19 protein-coding genes are annotated in these 17836 nt (G+C 54.6%); 11 read left to right on the top strand and 8 right to left on the bottom strand.

Annotated features, from left to right (window positions below; all coding sequences use genetic code 11):
• Positions 1-6 precede the first annotated feature (6 nt).
• Together ACPGUT_RS00315 and ACPGUT_RS00310 are read right to left on the bottom strand one after the other, a co-directional pair.
• Entirely contained in the window at positions 7-522 is a 516-nt protein-coding gene (locus tag ACPGUT_RS00315; protein WP_423988164.1) for a hypothetical protein, read from the bottom strand.
• On the bottom strand, positions 519-1253 hold the full coding sequence (locus ACPGUT_RS00310) for a 16S rRNA (uracil(1498)-N(3))-methyltransferase (protein WP_423988162.1): 735 nt from the start codon (positions 1251-1253) through the stop codon (positions 519-521). Before ACPGUT_RS00310 ends, ACPGUT_RS00315 begins: the two co-directional genes overlap by 4 nt.
• A gap of 12 nt (positions 1254-1265) precedes the next feature.
• On the opposite strand from ACPGUT_RS00310, the gene ubiA reads away from it, so the two are divergent.
• From ubiA to ACPGUT_RS00255, 11 genes are all read left to right on the top strand, one after another.
• The gene (gene ubiA, locus ACPGUT_RS00305) at positions 1266-2240 is read left to right on the top strand and encodes a 4-hydroxybenzoate octaprenyltransferase (protein WP_423988160.1); all 975 of its coding nucleotides are present in this window, start codon (positions 1266-1268) and stop codon (positions 2238-2240) included.
• Positions 2241-2293: 53 nt separating this feature from the next.
• Positions 2294-4177: an OmpA family protein gene (locus ACPGUT_RS00300; protein ID WP_423988159.1), complete on the top strand. Its 1884-nt coding sequence runs from the start codon at positions 2294-2296 to the stop codon at positions 4175-4177.
• Entirely contained in the window at positions 4170-4499 is a 330-nt protein-coding gene (locus ACPGUT_RS00295) for a hypothetical protein (RefSeq protein WP_423988157.1), read from the top strand. Before ACPGUT_RS00300 ends, ACPGUT_RS00295 begins: the two co-directional genes overlap by 8 nt.
• A gap of 1 nt (position 4500) precedes the next feature.
• Positions 4501-6342, top strand: a complete 1842-nt coding sequence (locus tag ACPGUT_RS00290) for a hypothetical protein (protein ID WP_423988155.1) — start codon at positions 4501-4503, stop codon at positions 6340-6342.
• A gap of 109 nt (positions 6343-6451) precedes the next feature.
• Positions 6452-6820 (top strand): diacylglycerol kinase family protein, encoded by a 369-nt coding sequence (locus tag ACPGUT_RS00285; protein WP_423988154.1) that lies wholly within the window; start codon positions 6452-6454, stop codon positions 6818-6820.
• Between the two features lie 116 nt (positions 6821-6936).
• Entirely contained in the window at positions 6937-7917 is a 981-nt protein-coding gene (gene bioB / locus ACPGUT_RS00280; RefSeq protein WP_423988152.1) for a biotin synthase BioB, read from the top strand.
• Positions 7914-9044, top strand: coding sequence for an 8-amino-7-oxononanoate synthase (locus tag ACPGUT_RS00275; protein ID WP_423988150.1), 1131 nt, complete (start codon positions 7914-7916; stop codon positions 9042-9044). The genes bioB and ACPGUT_RS00275 overlap by 4 nt, the downstream gene beginning before the upstream one ends.
• Positions 9041-9664 carry a dethiobiotin synthase gene (gene bioD / locus ACPGUT_RS00270; protein WP_423988149.1) on the top strand — a complete coding sequence of 208 codons (624 nt, stop codon included), beginning with the start codon at positions 9041-9043 and terminating at the stop codon, positions 9662-9664. Before ACPGUT_RS00275 ends, bioD begins: the two co-directional genes overlap by 4 nt.
• Positions 9665-10963 carry an adenosylmethionine--8-amino-7-oxononanoate transaminase gene (gene bioA, locus ACPGUT_RS00265; protein WP_423988147.1) on the top strand — a complete coding sequence of 433 codons (1299 nt, stop codon included), beginning with the start codon at positions 9665-9667 and terminating at the stop codon, positions 10961-10963.
• On the top strand, positions 10960-11577 hold the full coding sequence (locus ACPGUT_RS00260; RefSeq protein WP_423988145.1) for a pimeloyl-ACP methyl esterase BioG family protein: 618 nt from the start codon (positions 10960-10962) through the stop codon (positions 11575-11577). The genes bioA and ACPGUT_RS00260 overlap by 4 nt, the downstream gene beginning before the upstream one ends.
• Positions 11574-12329 (top strand): methyltransferase domain-containing protein, encoded by a 756-nt coding sequence (locus ACPGUT_RS00255; protein WP_423988143.1) that lies wholly within the window; start codon positions 11574-11576, stop codon positions 12327-12329. Before ACPGUT_RS00260 ends, ACPGUT_RS00255 begins: the two co-directional genes overlap by 4 nt.
• Here the strand turns inward: ACPGUT_RS00255 and ACPGUT_RS00250 are convergent.
• The 6 genes from ACPGUT_RS00250 to ACPGUT_RS00225 form a co-directional block, all read right to left on the bottom strand.
• Complete coding sequence (locus ACPGUT_RS00250) at positions 12326-12934, bottom strand: GntR family transcriptional regulator (protein ID WP_423988142.1); 609 nt, start codon at positions 12932-12934, stop codon at positions 12326-12328. The genes ACPGUT_RS00255 and ACPGUT_RS00250 overlap by 4 nt on opposite strands.
• A gap of 95 nt (positions 12935-13029) precedes the next feature.
• Positions 13030-13485: a molybdenum cofactor biosynthesis protein MoaE gene (locus ACPGUT_RS00245; protein ID WP_423988141.1), complete on the bottom strand. Its 456-nt coding sequence runs from the start codon at positions 13483-13485 to the stop codon at positions 13030-13032.
• 1 nt (position 13486) lies between these two features.
• Positions 13487-13738, bottom strand: coding sequence for a molybdopterin converting factor subunit 1 (gene moaD / locus ACPGUT_RS00240; RefSeq protein WP_423988140.1), 252 nt, complete (start codon positions 13736-13738; stop codon positions 13487-13489).
• Complete coding sequence (gene pgsA / locus ACPGUT_RS00235; RefSeq protein WP_423988138.1) at positions 13728-14402, bottom strand: CDP-diacylglycerol--glycerol-3-phosphate 3-phosphatidyltransferase; 675 nt, start codon at positions 14400-14402, stop codon at positions 13728-13730. Before pgsA ends, moaD begins: the two co-directional genes overlap by 11 nt.
• A 97-nt stretch (positions 14403-14499) precedes the next feature.
• Positions 14500-16410 (bottom strand): excinuclease ABC subunit UvrC, encoded by a 1911-nt coding sequence (uvrC, locus tag ACPGUT_RS00230; RefSeq protein ID WP_423988137.1) that lies wholly within the window; start codon positions 16408-16410, stop codon positions 14500-14502.
• 356 nt (positions 16411-16766) lie between these two features.
• Positions 16767-17726, bottom strand: a complete 960-nt coding sequence (locus ACPGUT_RS00225; RefSeq protein WP_423988383.1) for a calcium/sodium antiporter — start codon at positions 17724-17726, stop codon at positions 16767-16769.
• Between the last annotated feature and the right edge of the window lie 110 nt (positions 17727-17836).

Raw genomic sequence — 17836 nt, 5'->3', positions numbered from 1 at the left:
CAGTGTTCAATCGCGTTTTTGCCATATCAGGAAGTGATCACAGATGGTTGAAGACGACGCTTTGATGACTTTTTCGTAGTCCACACCGGGAAAACCCGACAAAAGATCAAAAATTGACTGCCCTTCTGCGGCAGATCCCAAGACTTCGTGACGGTTTCCATCAGACAGGGTGAAGTACCAGAACAGATCTTCAGCGAAGGGGCCCTGATCATTGGTTTCAATTTCGATTTTCACCACATCATCCAACGAAAACCGTGTGCCCCCCCCGGCTGTGAACCAGCTGAATTCACGTTCCACCACTTCGACAACGCCAGCGCCCCCCGTGCGCCGGACAATTCGGGCCAATTTGATCTGGAACCACAGGAAATAGGCGCAGGCCAGCGCACCAATGCCGCCCATAATCATCAAGATTAGATTACCAGTACCGATCAGCCGAACGCAGAACAACAAAACCAAAGCCAGAAAAGCCGGGGCAGCCCATTGTTTCAGCAATGTCTGCACTTCGGGGCGGATAAAGCTCATCCCCAGTCGCCCAACTGCGTTTGCCAGAGGGTTAACGCCGCAATTGCAGCGGTTTCTGCCCGCAAAACACGGGGACCAAGGGAAATCGCATGGGCGTTGGGATGAGCCCGTAATGCGTCACGTTCTTCTTCTGAAAACCCACCTTCGGGACCAATCAAGACCGCCCAGGGAGCGTCATTGTCGACGGGAAGTTCTTTCAAAGATGTGGGTTCGCCAACCTTGCTTTCATCACAAAACAAGATCTGACGATCCGCAGGCCAATTGGCCAAAACGTCGGACAGTTTCTCCATCGGTTCAATGCCCGGCACATAAGTCCCACCACATTGTTCCGCAGCCTCAACCGCTTGCAAATCCATCTTATCCCAACGGATGCGGTCAAAATGGGTATATTCGGTCATCACCGGGACAATTTCGCGCACGCCCATTTCCGTGGCTTTTTCCACGATAAAGGCCGTGCGATCCTTTTTCACCGGCGCAAACATCAACCAAAGATCCGGCGGCAACAGCAGTGGCTTCACCTGATCCTGACAAACAAGAATGCCGTTCTTCTTATTCGCCACCACGATATCGGCCAAATATTCACCATCGCGGCTGTTGATCAGTGACACCCGCCCGCCCGCCTCCAGCCGCATGACGGCAAAAAGATAATTTGATTGCTCTCGCGTCAGCGCAATGGATTGCCCCGGGGCCAGATCATGGTCTACATAAAGTCTGATTTTTGAACCTGTCATAAGGCGAAACATATGTCCGCAAATCCGGAAATGCCAGAGGGCACAGACACAGATGGTCAGGTTGCTGATGCTTATCGCGGCAACTGGGTTGATCACCGCGCCCCGGCCTGGACGCGCCCCTATCTGCGTCTGTCGCGTGCGGACCGCCCAATTGGCACCTGGCTGTTGCTTTTGCCCTGCTGGTGGGGGCTGACGCTGGCCGGTGCTGTGGATGGGTTCACACTGTTTGATCTCTGGATCGCTGTGGGTTGCACTATTGGCGCCTTTCTGATGCGCGGGGCGGGTTGCACCTGGAATGACATCACGGATCGCAATTTTGACGGTCAGGTGGAACGTACAAAATCCCGCCCCCTGCCATCAGGGCAGGTCACCGTCAAACAGGCCGTCATTTGGATGTTTATTCAGATGGGGATCAGCGCACTGGTTCTGATCACCTTCAACCTGAACACCATTCTTCTGGCCCTGTCCTCCCTGATCTTTGTCGCAATTTACCCTTTTGCAAAACGATTTACCTGGTGGCCACAGGCATTCTTGGGGCTGGCCTTTAATTTCGGCGCGCTTGTTGCCTGGACGGCCCATCGTGGCGTGCTGGAGACACCCGCCGTTTTACTGTATATTGCTGGCATCTCATGGACATTGTTCTATGACACGATTTACGCCCATCAAGACAAAGAAGATGACGCGATGATCGGGGTGAAATCCACTGCGCGTCTGTTTGGCGATAACACCGCCGCCTGGCTGCGCCGGTTTTTGATGATCTCTGTTTCGGTGATGACGCTTGCGGTATTTTCGAGCGTGCTGATCCGGGGCAATTTTCTGGCGTTGGTTGTTGCTATGGGCGGCCCGTGGGCCTTTGGCCTGCATCTAACTACCCAAATCCGTCGCCTGAAAATTGATGACCCAGATGCCTGCCTTCGCCTTTTTCGCGAAAACCGGAACACCGGACTTATTCCTGCGCTGTTTTTCGCCGTTTCCGCCATGCTTTGATTGAACCTGAAGGCCTGCGGGCGTAAGCAGAGACTAAGCAGGAGTAAAACCGGATGCAGCTTAAGTCCTTCGTAGCCATTTTTTCCGTTTTGACCGGTGCAGCGGCAATTTCTTTGCTGGTCGCCAATGTGTCCGTGGACAGAATTGAGCGCAACTCAGAAGATGGGGTGCGCCGCGCCTTGCTGTTAAAAGGCGAAGACTGGGCCCAGGTCGAAGCCGAAGGTCTGCATCTGCGCCTGACAGGCATTGCGCCACGTGAATCTGCCCGCTTTCATGCCCTGACAATCGCCGGCGAAGTTGTTGATTCCTACCGCATCCGTGATGATATGCAGGTTGCTGCCAGCGCCGCTTTTATTCCACCTGAATTTTCTGTGGAAATCCTGCGCAACGATGATCAGGTGTCTCTGATCGGTCTCATTCCGACATCAACAGACCGCAGCGAAATCGCCAGCACCATCGCAGAACTGACCGGCGATACCGATGTGTCGGACATGTTGGAAGCTGCGGATTACGACGCGCCCACCGGCTGGAATATCGCGCTGGCCTATGCCATTGATGCGTTGACAGAATTGCCCCACAGCAAGATTTCCGTACACCCCGGACGGGTGATTATCGAGGCAAACAGCGCCAGCAGCGATGATCGCACACGCCTGAAACAACAACTGTCCCGTTCGATCCCCACGGATCTGGAAGTGCAACTGGATATCTCCGCCCCGCGCGAAGTTGTCTCGCCTTTTACACTGCGGTTCCTGCGTGAAGAAGACCAAGGGCGTTTTGATGCCTGCTTTGCAGATACAGATCGCAGCCGCCGACACATTCTGACCGCCGCTGAAACCGCAGGCCTGAACGGCCCGGCAGATTGTACGATTGCCCTGGGCAACCCTTCCCCCAAATGGGGCGAAGCTGTTGGTCTTGCCCTAAATGCCCTTGCAGAAATCGGTGATGGATCCGTGACGTTCTCTGATGCGGATATCACGCTGATTGCGGCGGAAGGCAGCGATTCCTCCGTGTTTGAACGCGCTACCGAAGAACTTCAGGCAGAACTGCCCGATGTTTTTACTTTGCACACGGTTTTCCCTGTCAGCGAAGAACAGGCTGAACGCCTGCCGCCTGAGTTCACAGTCACCCTAAGCCCCGAGGGCCAGGTTCAGCTGCGCGGTCGCATGACCGACGAACGCACAAAAACCGCTGTTGAAAGCTACGCCGCCGCGCGTTTTGGCGAAGAACAGATTTACGCCGCCACCCGGCTTGATTCAGAGATGCCCGAAGGCTGGCCCATCCGGGTTCTTTCCGCCATCGAAGCCCTGTCTTTCCTTGAAAACGGATCGGTTGTGGTTGAGGAAAACCATGTCTCTGTGCGTGGGAAAACCGGCAATCCGAACGCCAACGCCGATATTGCCCGTGTGCTGTCTGAAAAATTGGGAACCTCGGAAGATTTCGCAATTGATGTAGAATATATCGAAGCCCTTGACCCCCAGGCAGATCTGCCCACACCAGAAGAATGTGTCAGCAATATCAACGCAGTTCTAACAGAAACCAAGCTAGCGTTTTCTCCGGGTTCGGCGAATATTGCATCAGGCAGCGGCGATACATTGCGCGCCATCGCGGATATTCTGAACAGCTGTTCCCACGTGAAAATGGAAATTTCTGGTTACACAGACAGTCAGGGTCGCGAGGCGATGAACCTGCAACTTAGCCAGTCCCGCGCGGATGCGGTCTTAAACGCCCTGATGGCGCGTCGCATTCTGACAGCCGGACTGACAGCAAAGGGTTATGGCGAAGAAAGCCCAATCGCTAGCAACGAAACCGAAGCCGGCCGCGAGGCCAACCGTCGTATCGAATTTGTCCTGGTGGAAGATGCCCCTGTAGAAGAAACCACAGAAGGCAGCACAGGCGAAGAACAACCGGCAGAGACCACAGAGGCTGAAAATGAATAACAGAACTGAACTGATCCTCATCATCGCTGTCATCCTGTTTGTGACGTTTCTTCTGGGCTGGTTTGCCCATTGGCTGGTGAACAAATTCACCCGCGTCTCCCAAGGAGATCTGGGAGAGCTGGATCAAATGGCACAATCCCTACAAGAAGCCGAAGAAACCCGCGACCAGGCCATCACCTGGGCCCATCAGCGCGAAGCCGAAGTTACCAGCCAACTGGCCCAGACCGAAGCGGAATTGTCCGCCGCAATGGATGGGCTGCGCGCCGCGCCCCAAGAAGCCGAAGAACTGCGCAGCTGGATCGAACGCCAGAACCAAAGCTGATATGGCAGGACCAGTCAGCACAGCAAAGCAGACCCGTTTCTTGGGCGGTTTGTTTGTCGTGTTTCTGGTCGCGAATGCCCTTATCAGTTTTTCCGGGCAGGCCTCTCTGCAGGCTTTAGGCGCGGGGCTGGCCATTCCTGGCGGAGGGTTCCTTCTTTCCATATTTGATGATGGCGGTTTACGCTGCCTGGGCCTTCCTGCCTGGGCCGGACATCTTGCAGCCTTTGTGCTGGTAGCTGCCGTTTTTGCAGGGTCTGTCATTTTCTGGTTTGGCGCAGGTAATATCATTCTGCCACCCTTGGTCTGGATCGGCAGTGCAGCCCTATCTGCCTGGTTGGCCCCGCCTGTCTATCTGCAGGCCAGCCACTGGCAGCTCCATTCCGGCCCAGTGCTGTTGTTGATCATAACAATCCTGCCCGTCCTGCTATCATACGTCAGACCGAAATCATCACGGCCTGCGGCAAGCACTTTCCAGCGCTCTATCTCATCGCCATTGGATCATAAAACCCTAGCCCTTGGACGCTTTGCGCTTGATCGCGCCCTGCAGCCGGTCGATCAGTTTGAAGGGTTTCAGTTCATTGATCAGTTTCAGACCGCCGCCACACGATATCAGATCGCCCAGGCAGGTTATGCACTGGCCTTATTAAACAGCCGCCTGCCCGCATTCCGTGGATATCTGCACCGGGCGCAGATGAATTTAATCCAAAAGCAGTGTGACCCGCGCATCTGGCGGTACTGGCAATATGAAAACGCCTGGGGAAACTTTGATCTAAACCCCGATCCGGTTGCCCGTGATAACATTATGTACACAGGTTTTCTGGCCGCCCAGATCGCGATGTTTCAGCGCCAAACCGGTGACATGCGATTTTCACGCCCGGGCGCCCTATCCCTAAAGTCGGGCAAACATCATTTTAGCCATGACCACAGCTCCCTGATTGATGCGCTGTTTCGGGGTTGGCAAACATCAGAGTACACCCTGATGCCCTGCGAACCGAACTGGATTTACCCACTTTGCAATGCCATAGGCGCAAGCGCTGCCATTGGCACAAACCAAGCGAAATGGCAGACTATCGCCCCCGGGTTCCGGCAGTCACTGGATCAGGAATTCACGGCAAAAGACGGGCGTATTCTGCCGTTCAGATCTTCCCGAACAGGTATTCCATCCCCACATATCGGCGGCGCAGTGGCAGAAGCCTATCCTGCACTATGGTGGAACACCAGTTTCCCTGATGTCGCTGCACATCAATGGGACATCGCCCGCAGAAATGCCGTTGATGGCATCGAACTGAACCTGAAACACTTTTGGAAAGTTGATACGGGCGACTATCGGTTGTCCCGCGCCGCAAGCCTTGCTGGCTTCGCCGCCGCTGCCGCGGAAATGGGCGATGGCGATGCGCGGGGCCTTGCACTTTCCGCCCTTGAAGACACCTGCCCCCATCACATAAGCGGCAACGCCCTAATGCGACCAAACGCTTCTGTTTTTGCCCATATGACGGAACTGATCGCCCGCCTCAATGAGGGCAATTCTATTCGCAACCTTATGCGCAAACCACTTGGCGCCCCAGACGGTCCCCTGCTGGATACGCAACATTATCAGCACCTAATCGTTTCCCGCGCAGAACATAAACACACAACGCTGCAGATCACCCTGCATCCAGTATCCCAGTGGGCGCAGGATCTGCATCTGCGCATCAGCAATCTAAAAACAGAGACCCCGGTCACCTGGCGTGGTTCAATTTCCGGTGGGGCAACCCCTGATTCTGACGGGGTGATCGACATTCCACTTTCCCCAGAGCTTTCCCACAAAAGTGAAATCCAGATTATCGTAGAGCAGCAAACATGACCTGTTGTATTTTCCTTGCAGGCTTTCTTGGCTTGATTCCCGGGGTGCTACGTCACCGAAGCCAACGATCCGCCCGTGCAGTCACTTGGACACCTGAAAAGGACACGCAATGCAGGCTATAAAAACCTTCCTTTTCAATCGTCTTAAAAGTGTTGGTTATGCATTGGATGGCCTGCGGTTTATGCTGGGCAGCCAGCATAATGCGCGGGTGCATCTTGTTTTGGCGTGCTTCACAGTCGCGCTGGCCTTCATCACAGGGCTATCGCAACAGGACTGGCTATGGGTTCTTCTAATGATCGGACTTGTCTGGTTTGCCGAGGCCATGAACACAGCCTTTGAACACCTGTGTGATGTGGTTTCACCGCAGTTTTCAGAAGACGTGCGCCGGGCAAAAGATGTCGCGGCGGGGGCTGTGTTGATCTGCGCCGCACTTGCCGTTGTCACCGGGTTGATCATCTTTCTTCCCTACTGGATTTAACGCCCTTCACGCTGATCATCGTTCACTTTTTAAGGCGGGGACGAAAGTTTGCTTGTGTTTTGAAAAATTATCGATAAAAAATTACACCAACATGATATGGGGTGAAATTATCGATAATGAATAATACAGCACAAAAATGGACCCGCGAAAGCGCACAAAAGCTTTATGATCAACCATTTATGGAACTTCTGTATCAGGCGCAGACCGTACATCGTACGCACTTCGATCCAAACCGCGTACAGATGTCTCGCCTTCTATCGATAAAAACTGGCGGCTGCGCCGAAGATTGTTCTTACTGTTCGCAGTCCGCACGCAACGGGGCAAACCTGCCTGCATCCAAGCTAATCGAAGTGCAGCGCGTTCTTTCAGAGGCCAAAAAAGCACGAGATGCCGGGGCAACCCGATATTGCATGGGGGCCGCTTGGCGCGAGCCCAAAGAACGTGACATGGATGCGCTGGTGGCCATGATACAAGGCGTTCAGGATCTTGGCATGGAAAGCTGTATGACCCTTGGCATGCTGGACAACAGTCAAGTGATCAAACTGAAACAAGCGGGTCTTGACTATTACAACCACAATATCGACACCTCTGAACGCTACTACCCAGAGGTCATCACCACCCGCACATTCGCCGACCGGATCGACACGTTGAACCGCGTACGCGAAGCCGGGATCAAAGTGTGTTCCGGTGGAATTCTGGGTATGGGCGAAGAAAAAAGTGACCGCATTGATATGCTGATCACCCTTGCGAACTTGCCCGAAGCCCCTGATTCCGTTCCCATTAACATGCTGATGCCCCAGGCCGACACACCCTTGGCCGATGCGGAACCCATTGAACCCTTTGATTTCGTACGCGTCATCGCCCTTGCCCGGATCATGATGCCAACATCCCACGTACGGCTGTCCGCGGGGCGCACTGATATGTCCGACGAAATGCAGGCTATGTGTTTCTTCGCGGGGGCGAATTCTGTCTTTGTAGGTGATACATTGCTGACCGCAGAAAACCCCGAAAGCAGCGAAGACATGGCGCTGTTCAACAAGCTGGGCATCCTGCCAATGGAAGCGGAATGCAAGGCAAAGGTTGAGGCAGCCGAATGAATGCTGTCACCCGGTTGGGCGGTATGCTGCAGGCCCTGTCTGCACGCAGCCGCCGCCGATACCTGACACCTGCACAGGGGCTGGATTTTGCATCCAACGACTACCTTGGGCTTGCATCATCAGTCGCCCTAAAGACGGCCGCACAACACTTGCTGGATCAGGGCGTGCCCCTTGGTTCTGGCGGGTCGCGCTTGCTGCGAGGCAACCACGCGCAACATGAAGCGCTGGAAGCAGAAGCCGCCGCCTTTTTCGGCACCCAAGCTGCTTTGTTCATGGGCGGGGGCTTTCAGGCCAACCAAGCAATTTTCGCAACACTGCCCGCCGCCGGAGATCTGATCCTACATGATGCGTTGATCCACGCCAGCGCCCATGAAGGCATCCGCACAGGTCGGGCCGATAGCGCCGGCTTTACGCATAACGACCCAGCAGATGCACGTAAGGTGCTTGCGCGATGGCGCAAAGCTGGCGGCACGGGACAGGTCTGGATTGCCGTGGAAAGCATCTATTCCATGGACGGCGATTTGGCCCCCCTTGAAGATCTGGCCACAATTGCCCGCGCAGAAAATGCGGTGTTGATCGTGGATGAAGCCCATGCCACCGGGATCTTTGGACCAGCAGGCCGGGGGCTGGCCCATAACCTGAACGCAGATGTTTTGACCTTACATACCTGCGGCAAAGCGCTTGGCGTAGCGGGTGGGTTGATTTGTGGTGCTCAGGTCATGATCGATACGCTGATCAATCGCGCACGCCCCTTCATTTTCGCAACCGCCCCTTCGCCGTTCAACGCGGGCCTTGTGCGCGCCGCCCTTGGTTTGCTGAAAAGTAACCAGGATTTGCAGGCAACAGCACATAACCGCATGATCCACGCCCATAGCGAGGCGCGGCGTCTGATCGGGCTTACGAACCTGCGCAGCCAAATTATCCCTGTGATCATTGGTCTGGATGATCAAACAATGGCACAGGCCGCACGTCTTCAGGAACAGGGGTTTGATGTGCGCGGCATTCGCCCCCCCACCGTGCCTAGGAACACCGCAAGATTGCGGGTGTCTGTCACTGGCAACGTGGATTGCGCTGATATCACCGCCCTATTTGAGGCTATTTCCAGACAAAAACCGGAGACAAAATGAAACGACTGGTTATCACCGGAACCGACACTGACATCGGGAAAACCGTATTTGCAGCCGGGCTGACTGCGGCCCTGAATGCAACCTACTGGAAGCCGGTTCAATCAGGCCTTGCGGGCAAAACCGACAGCGAAATCGTCGCGGAATTGTCTGGCCGCCCAACCTTGCCCGAAGCCTATCGCCTGCCCCTACCCGCATCCCCCCACCTGTCCGCAGAAAACGCCGGGGTTGAGATTGAAATTGATCGCCTGTTACCACCAACCATCACAGAAACCCTGATCATCGAAGGCGCAGGCGGACTGATGGTCCCCCTGAACCGATCCATCTTTTATCTTGATTTGTTTGCGCACTGGAAGGCCCCGGTCATTCTGGTTGCGCGCACCGCCCTTGGCACGATCAACCACACAGCCCTGTCCCTGATGGCCCTGCGCAACGCTGGCTGTGATGTCATCGGCGTTGCTTTTGTTGGCGCGGCGGAACCCGCCGTTGAACAGACCATTGTTCAGATGTGCAACATCCCACATCTGGGACGCCTTGACATGATCAGCCCCCTGACATCTGCCGGCCTGACCCGCGCATTTGAGGCCATAGATCTGGCGACAATCCGAAAGGCCCTGGGATAGATGCAAACAGATCTGACACCGCTGGAATTTGATGCCCGCCACCTGTGGCATCCCTATACCAATGTTGCAAAACTAGGGCCGATGCATCTTGTGACCGAGACTTCAGGCATCTGGCTGACGCTTGCGGATGGCACCCGCGTGATCGACGCCATGTCATCCTGGTGGTGCAGCATTCACGGCCACCGGAACCCAGTGATCACCAACGCCATGAAGCAACAGCTGGATCAAATGCCCCATGTGATGTTTGGCGGGCTGACCCACAATCCCGCAGTCGATCTGGGGCGAAAATTGCTCGGGCTGTTGCCAGACGGGCTGGATCGGATTTTTTATTGCGACAGCGGATCTGTGTCTGTCGAAGTTGCCCTAAAAATGGCCGTGCAATATCAGATGGCCAGGGGGCATACGGGCAAGACAGGCTTTGCCACGATCTGCGGCGGCTATCATGGGGACACATGGAAAGCCATGAGCGTCTGCGACCCTGAAAATGGCATGCACGGACTGTTTCGCGGCGCCTTGTCGATCCAGCATTTCCTGCCGCGTCCACCTGTACGCCTCGGGGAAACATGGCCTGAAGATCCCAAGGAAAACGGGTTGACCGCGCTGGATCAGCTGCTGACCGAAAAGGGATCTGAAATTGCTGCCCTGATCCTTGAACCTATGGTTCAGGGGGCTGGTGGCATGTATTTTTACCATCCGGAATGGCTGCGCCAGGCAAAGGCGTATTGCGATGCCCACGATGTCTTGCTGATCTTTGATGAGATCGCCACTGGGTTCGGTCGTACAGGCAAACTATTCGCCATGAACCACGCCGAAATCACACCGGATATTCTGTGCCTTGGTAAAGCCCTGACAGGTGGGCATATTTCCTTTGCCGCGACGGTCACAACGGAAACCATTGCGCGGGGAATTGGTGAAAGTGCGGCGGGTGTCTTTATGCACGGCCCCACCTATATGGCCAATCCGCTGGCCTGTGCGGCGGGCATTGCCAGCCTCAGCCTTCTGGAAGACGGGATCTGGGAAAATCAGGTGGCCCGGATCGAAACACAGATGCGGGATGAACTGGAAGCCGCCCGCGCGCTCCCCGGTGTTGCAGATGTACGCGTTCTTGGGGCGATTGGCGTGATCGAAATGCAGGAAACTGTTGACCCCGCACAAGCCCACCAACTGGCCCCAGATACCGGTATCTGGCTACGACCATTCGCAAAAAACATCTACTGCATGCCGCCCTTCATCATTTCCCCTGACGACTTGAGCCGGGTGACATCCGCAATGGTTTCGCTTGCGAAAGGGGCGTCATGAAACAGCAATGGCTACAACGTTCTGGCACAGACGACCTACTGCTGATTTTTGGCGGCTGGGGTATTGGCATTGAGCCTTTCGTGGGGGTCAATGGACCGCGAGATGTGTTGTTCGTCGACGATTATCGCGAATTAGACACTATTTCCGCCCTAAATGATTATGCGCATGTGTCTCTTCTTGCCTGGTCTTTTGGCGTGGCTTCCGCGACACATTGGATCACACAGACCGGCGCAAAGCCTGATTATCTTGTGGCAGTGAACGGAACCTTCTGGCCTGCAGATGCCACCCGTGGCATCGCACCTGACGTGGTTGAGGCAACCGCTAGCGGATTGAACACCACAAATTTTACAAAATTCTGTCGCCGGGCTGGGTATCGGGGTGAGATCCCAAGGCTAAACCATGACACTGCACGTGACGAGTTACGGGCGATTGTAAAACGCGGACCGGCCCCGGAAATTGCCTTTGACCGGATTTGGATTTCCGAACGTGACCGCATCATTCCACCCACAGCCCAGAAAGCCGCCTGGAGCAGCCAGAACCACGCAATCCGGCATATCAACACAACACACACACCCTTTGCAACAGGGCTGACCTGGCAGAGGTGGCTGACATGAAAATGGCCCCTGCAGATCATGTGGAACACAGTTTCAGCCGCAGCTTTCAGACCTATCACAACTGCGCACGACAGCAGGCCCAAGTCGCAGATCATTTGGCCTGCCGACTGTCTGTGCACACACCCAACCGCCGTTTCAAAAATGGTTTAGAAATCGGTTGCGGCACAGGGCATCTAACCCGGGCGTTGTTACGTCATTTCAGCTTTGACACCCTGTCCCTGAATGAGCTGGTGCAAGATGCCCGCGGGGTTGCAGATGATGCAGGTGCTGCATTTCTGCCCGGCGACATCCGTGAAATTCCATGGCCAGACCATCCCGACCTGATCACCGCCGCATCAGTGATACAGTGGATGGAAAACCCAGGGGATCTGCTACGTCACGCAACCGAGGCCTTGGCCCCAGGGGGATGGCTGGCCGTTTCGGGGTTTGGCGCAAAACAGTATCAGGAATTACCCCAAGCGGACGGATCACAGCGGGCCCCCGGCCTGTGTTCGCCGCAGGATCTTGCTGAATGTTCTGACGGATTGGAGATCCTGGAGTGCCAGGAAGATGTTCGTCAGATTTGGTTTGATACCCCACTTCAAGTGTTACGACATCTACGCCAAACCGGGGTGAATGCCGGAAAATCACGCCATTGGACACGCCGGGATTTGAACCAATTTTGCGATCGATATGACCAGAGATATGCAGTTCAGAATCGCGTACCACTGACCTATCACCCGACGTGGATTATCGCGCGCAAACCCGGTTAAGTCAGTCTGGCCAGGTGACGCTGTAAAACTGATGACGCCCGGTTTGCGTCCCGGGCACGGATGGCTGTGATGATGGCCTGGTGGTCCGGGTCAGAACGGGGTTTCCAACGATTTGCGTGGCGGGCCAGGAAATGTCGGGCATAAAGCAGTTGCAGATTATTAATCTCATCAATCAGGCGCGGCATGCCACATCCGGCGATAATTGCCATGTGGAAAAGACGGTTGGCATCTTCCCAATCCTGCGCATTACCGGCCGTGTCACAGCTGACCTGATGTTCAACCGCTTCCGATATCTGTGCTGGGGTTAAATGTGGGACCGAATGGATCAGGGCAACAGGTTCCAGCGCCAATCGCATGACTTTCAGCTCTTCCACCGAAGCACGATCCAGAGGTGCAACGCAGATACCCCGACGCGGCTGCACAACGGTCAGGCCTTGTGCTGCAAGGCGCAGCAAGGCTTCGCGCGCGGTGGCCTGACTGACGCCAAAATCGCGTGAAATCGCATCTTGGCGCAGTTTTTCCCCTGGGGCATAATCCCCACACACCACTTTACGGGTCAATGCCCGTGCAACCTGATCGGATTTTTTGTCGTGTGTTTCAGCCACGGTGTAATATCTTTTGATAACCCTGTTATCCGAGTTATACGACTTGCCCCACCGATAGAAGAGAAATTCGGACCTGCCCCGAATTTTGCCGTAGTTTACTGGGCTTTTTCCCACCGACTGAGCGCATCTTCATCCGCTGCTTTGCTGTCGACCCATGCGGTGTTTTCCGCAGTCACTTCACGTTTCCAAAAGGGCGCGCGGGATTTCAAAAAATCCATTAAAAATTCGGCGGCTTCAAAGGCGTCTTTGCGATGCTTTGATCCCGTAGCAACCATCATGATCTGGTCACCGGGGCGCATTTTTCCATACCGGTGAATGATAAGACAGCCAGACAATTCCCAACGTGCGCAGGCATCCTGTGCAATCTTTTCCAGCGCCTTTTCCGTCATGCCCGGGTAATGTTCGATTTCCATCACTTCAAGCGGCGCACCGGGCAGATCCCGCACAAGACCCGTAAAGGTGACAATCGCACCCGCGCCGTCTTGGGCATCGGAAAACGCCTGGGCTTCGGTGCCGAAATCAAATGGGGTGTCCTGAACGCGAATGTCCATGTCAGCCGCCTGTCATGGGCGGGAAAAACGCCACTTCGCGGGCGCCAACCAGTGAGGCATCGAAATCAGTCAGTTCTTGATCCACAGCCACCCGAAGCGAGGTCAGGTCAGAAAATGCCGCAGCGTAGCCGTCACCTTTTGCGACCAGTTCTTTCACCAGATCACCCGTTGTTGCAGCCTGTGTTTCTAGGTTTTCACGCGGCACACCAATGCGTTCCCGCAACCAAGCAAAATACAGAACATCAAGCGTCATCATCTTCTTCCTTCAGGAATGGGCGGGCCTTGGCAAAGTAATCCCACCCCGTGATCAATGTCAGAATAGCTGCGCCCCACAACAGGGCAACGCCGCCATGCCAGGTGACATATTCACCGTAATAGGCCCGGACAATATGAAATTCATCTTCGATCTCACCTGCAAAGATCTGATCGACCAAGGCAGCATCCATACCGGCAACATGTGAGACCAGAGAATGTTCAAACATCCCGCTGGCGAAGAGAACGGCAATCGCAACCATCTGCACCGTGGTTTTCCATTTCGCCAGTTTAGTCACCTTCAAAAGCCCTGCTTTTGCGCCCAGAAATTCCCGCAGGCCGGATACGAAAACTTCGCGGAAGATGATGATCGTGGCGGGCAGCAGGATCCAGGGGTTCATGCCAGAAAATCCAGTGATTACCAGCAGCGCAATCACCACCATCGCTTTGTCAGCGATCGGGTCCAGCATCGCGCCGAATTTGGTTTCCTGCGCCCAAGCGCGCGCCAGATAACCATCGACAAAATCGGTGATCGCGGCAGCTGAAAACAGCAAAAGCGCGAACCAATCCGCCCAGGGTCGGTTGAAATACAAAAACATCACCGCAACCCCAGGGGCCGCAAAGAGACGCATAACAGTCAGAATATTTGGTAGGTTCCAGATCATAGTGTCTTTGTACTCGCTTCACAAACCGGGGGAAAGGCAACAATGATACGCAGGCCCCCACGCATTCCGTCGCAGCATAGCAGGGTTAACGCGGGGGTCAGCCCTTTTCATGGAAATGCCCATAAATCACTTCAGCCAAAGCATTTGAGATACCATCCACAGCTTTCAGATCCTCAAGCCCAGCCCTGCTGACGGCTTTCGCAGATCCGAAGTGGGCCAGCAACGCACGTTTGCGTGTGGCCCCAACGCCGGCGACTTCGTCTAGCGGTGTCGCGCCGATGGCTTTAGACCGCTTCGCGCGGTGTGTACCAATGGCAAAGCGGTGCACTTCGTCCCGCAGACGCTGGATGAAATACAGCACGGGATCATTACGTTGCAGGGCAAAAGGACGTTTTCCAGTGCGATAAAATTCTTCCTTGCCGTGATCCCGATCAACACCTTTGGCCACCCCAACCATCTCGATATCTTCCACGCCAAATTCACGCATGATTTCACGTACCGCTGATACCTGCCCTGCGCCACCATCAATCAACAACAGATCAGGCCAAGCGTCCGTTTCTCGGTTGGGATCTTCTTTTTGCAAGCGTTTAAAACGGCGTGTCATGACTTCTTTCATCATGCCAAAATCATCGCCCGGGGTCAGGTCATCCCCCTTGATGTTAAACTTGCGATACTGGCTTTTCATGTAACCTTCGGGTCCGGCCACGATCATCGCCCCAACCGCATGGGCGCCCTGAATATGCGAGTTATCATAAGCTTCGATCCGCTTTGGTGGGGCCTTCAGATCAAAAGCGTCTGCCACACCACGCAACAATTTCGCCTGGGTCGCAGTTTCCGCCATCTTGCGCGCAAGGCTTTCACGGGCATTACGCATGGCGTTATCAACCAGATCCGCACGCTCCCCCCGCTGGGGCACAGACATTTCGACCTTACGACCCGCTTTCTGTGCCAGGGCCTCAGCCACCAGGTCCGGATCATCCACAACGTTTGAGATCAGAACCAAACGAGGTGGTTCGCGGTTGTCATAGAACTGCGTGATGAAAGCCTGTAAAACCTCGCTGGGATCGGCACCTTCATTCCCCTCGCCCCCCTGCCCGGTGCGCGGATAGAAATCCTTATTGCCCCAGTTTTGGTTCGCACGAATGAAAAAGACCTGCACACAGGCTTGCCCACCTTCCATATGCAGGGCGATGATATCGGCTTCGGCCACATTCTGCGGATTGATGCCCTGGGCTTGCTGCACCTGTGTCAGCGCATTGATACGGTCACGAAAGGCCGCGGCGCGTTCAAATTCCATCGCATCGCTGGCCACCTGCATTTCCTTTGCTAGGTTCGCCTGAATGCCACTGGTACGCCCCTGTAGAAAATCTCGCGCGTCTTTCACAGAGGCTGCATAATCTTCGGTGCTGATTTTACCACAGCATGGCCCGGTGCAGCGCTTGATCTGATATTGCAGACACGGGCGGGTGCGGCTGTTGAACATACTATCGGTACAATCGCGCAGCATAAACACACGCTGCAACTGGTTCAGGGTCCGGTTTACAGCCCCACCAGATGCAAAGGGACCAAAGTAATCGCCCTTCGCCTTACGTGCACCACGATGTTTTTTGATCTGCGGGAATTCATGATGGCCCGTCAGCATGATCATGGGAAAGCTTTTGTCATCCCGCAGCAGCACGTTGAAATGTGGTTTCAGCTGCTTGATCAGGTTCTGTTCCAATAGCAGCGCTTCGGTTTCGGTACGCGTGGTCAGAAACATCATGCGCCGGGTCTGGGAAATCATCCGCAGAATACGCGGGGTATGGCCATTCGGGTTTGCGTAATTTGACACGCGCTTTTTCAGGCTGCGCGCTTTACCCACATATAGGATTTTCCCGGTCTCATCCAACATCCGGTAAACACCGGGCGAGTTGTCCAACGTCTTCAGATAACTGTGCACACAGGCATGACCAACCAGAGGTTTGCCAGCTTCATCTATTGGGAAATCAGTGTTTTCAGTGTCTGTCATTCGGATTTTTGTGATTCTGTTCTGGCTGCAATCTTATCGTAGCTGACACAAGATAAAACATATCAACTGTTTCTGTGGATAACTCCGGGGGTAACTTTCCCTGAGTGTGACCAGACTGCGGAAAATAACGGCTTTCGTCGATTTGCCTAATTTTTAGGCAGTTTTTCAAGTTATTGTTTTTAAAGGTAATTTTAACTTCACCCTCCAAACAACTGATAACATTAATATTTTTGTTACGGTATTGTAACGCCTCTTTAACGCCGTGCACAAGTTGTCGCAGGATTTGAATTTCCGTCATCTTCACTGCTGTGGTTAACGTTTTGTTAACGCATCTCAGACAAGCGAATCCAGCGCCGTTAGCTCAGGATTGCGCAAATATATGCGACGTAAAGCACACAGAAGAAGATGCCCCAAGCCCGGGTGATATTCCAGCGCAGAAAGACAAAAGGGAACAGCATCAGCGACGCTGCCAGCATCACCCAGATATCCAATTTCAGGAATTGCGGATCCACGGGAATATCCCCGATCAGAGAGGCGATCCCGATAATAGCCAGCAGATTAAACATGTTTGACCCGATGACATTTCCCAAGGCCACATCCGCCTGACGGCGCAGAGCAGCCATCACTGTTGTCGCCAGTTCCGGCAAGGATGTGCCCACAGCGACCAGTGTCAGGCCGATGACGGTTTCACTGATACCAAAGTCACGGGCGATATCCACCGCCCCTTCGACCAAAAGCTCCGCCCCCAAAGGCAAGCCAATCAGGCCCAACACCAGAAACAAGCCGATCTGCCAGCCCGGCATGTTTTCATCGGCACCTTCAAGTTCTTCGAGTTCATCACAAGGGGCACAGTCACGCCCGGCCTTGCGGTGGCGGTTCGCCTCGCGTGCCTGATCGAACAAAATATAAGCCAGGACAACCAGCAGACCGATCCCATGCATCCAGGTCAGCGGCCCGGCAAAGCAGACACCGATAAAAATCAACGTGGCCAAGATCATGTACAGGTAGGTTTTGCGCGTATTACACTCACTGGAATGCAATCCGGTCATAATCGCGGGCACACCCAGAACCAGCAAAACATTCGCTGTGTTTGACCCAACAACATTGCCCATCGCGATACCCGGCGCACCTTCGGTCACCGCCTGAATGGCAATTAGTAATTCGGGTGCAGAGGTGCCAAAAGCCACGATTGTCAGACTGACAATCAGCGCAGGAATGCCCATGCGCAACGACAAATTCACAGCGCCTTTCACAAGCACATCGCCCGCCAAAAGCAGAATAATCAGGCCAAGCCCCACGAAGATCCAGTCCATCACAGTCGTCAGCCCTTTTTGGTTCCGCACGCACAGGGTCCGCGACCAATGCGAAAGCGTCCGCAGCGCGGACATTTCTGTTTCTCAATTGCTGCCTGCCCCGGAAAGCGCAG

This window comes from Halocynthiibacter sp., assembly GCF_049608145.1.
Lineage (GTDB): Bacteria > Pseudomonadota > Alphaproteobacteria > Rhodobacterales > Rhodobacteraceae > Halocynthiibacter.
Note: the sequence above shows the minus strand (reverse complement) of the source record. Positions and strands in the feature narration are given on the sequence as shown.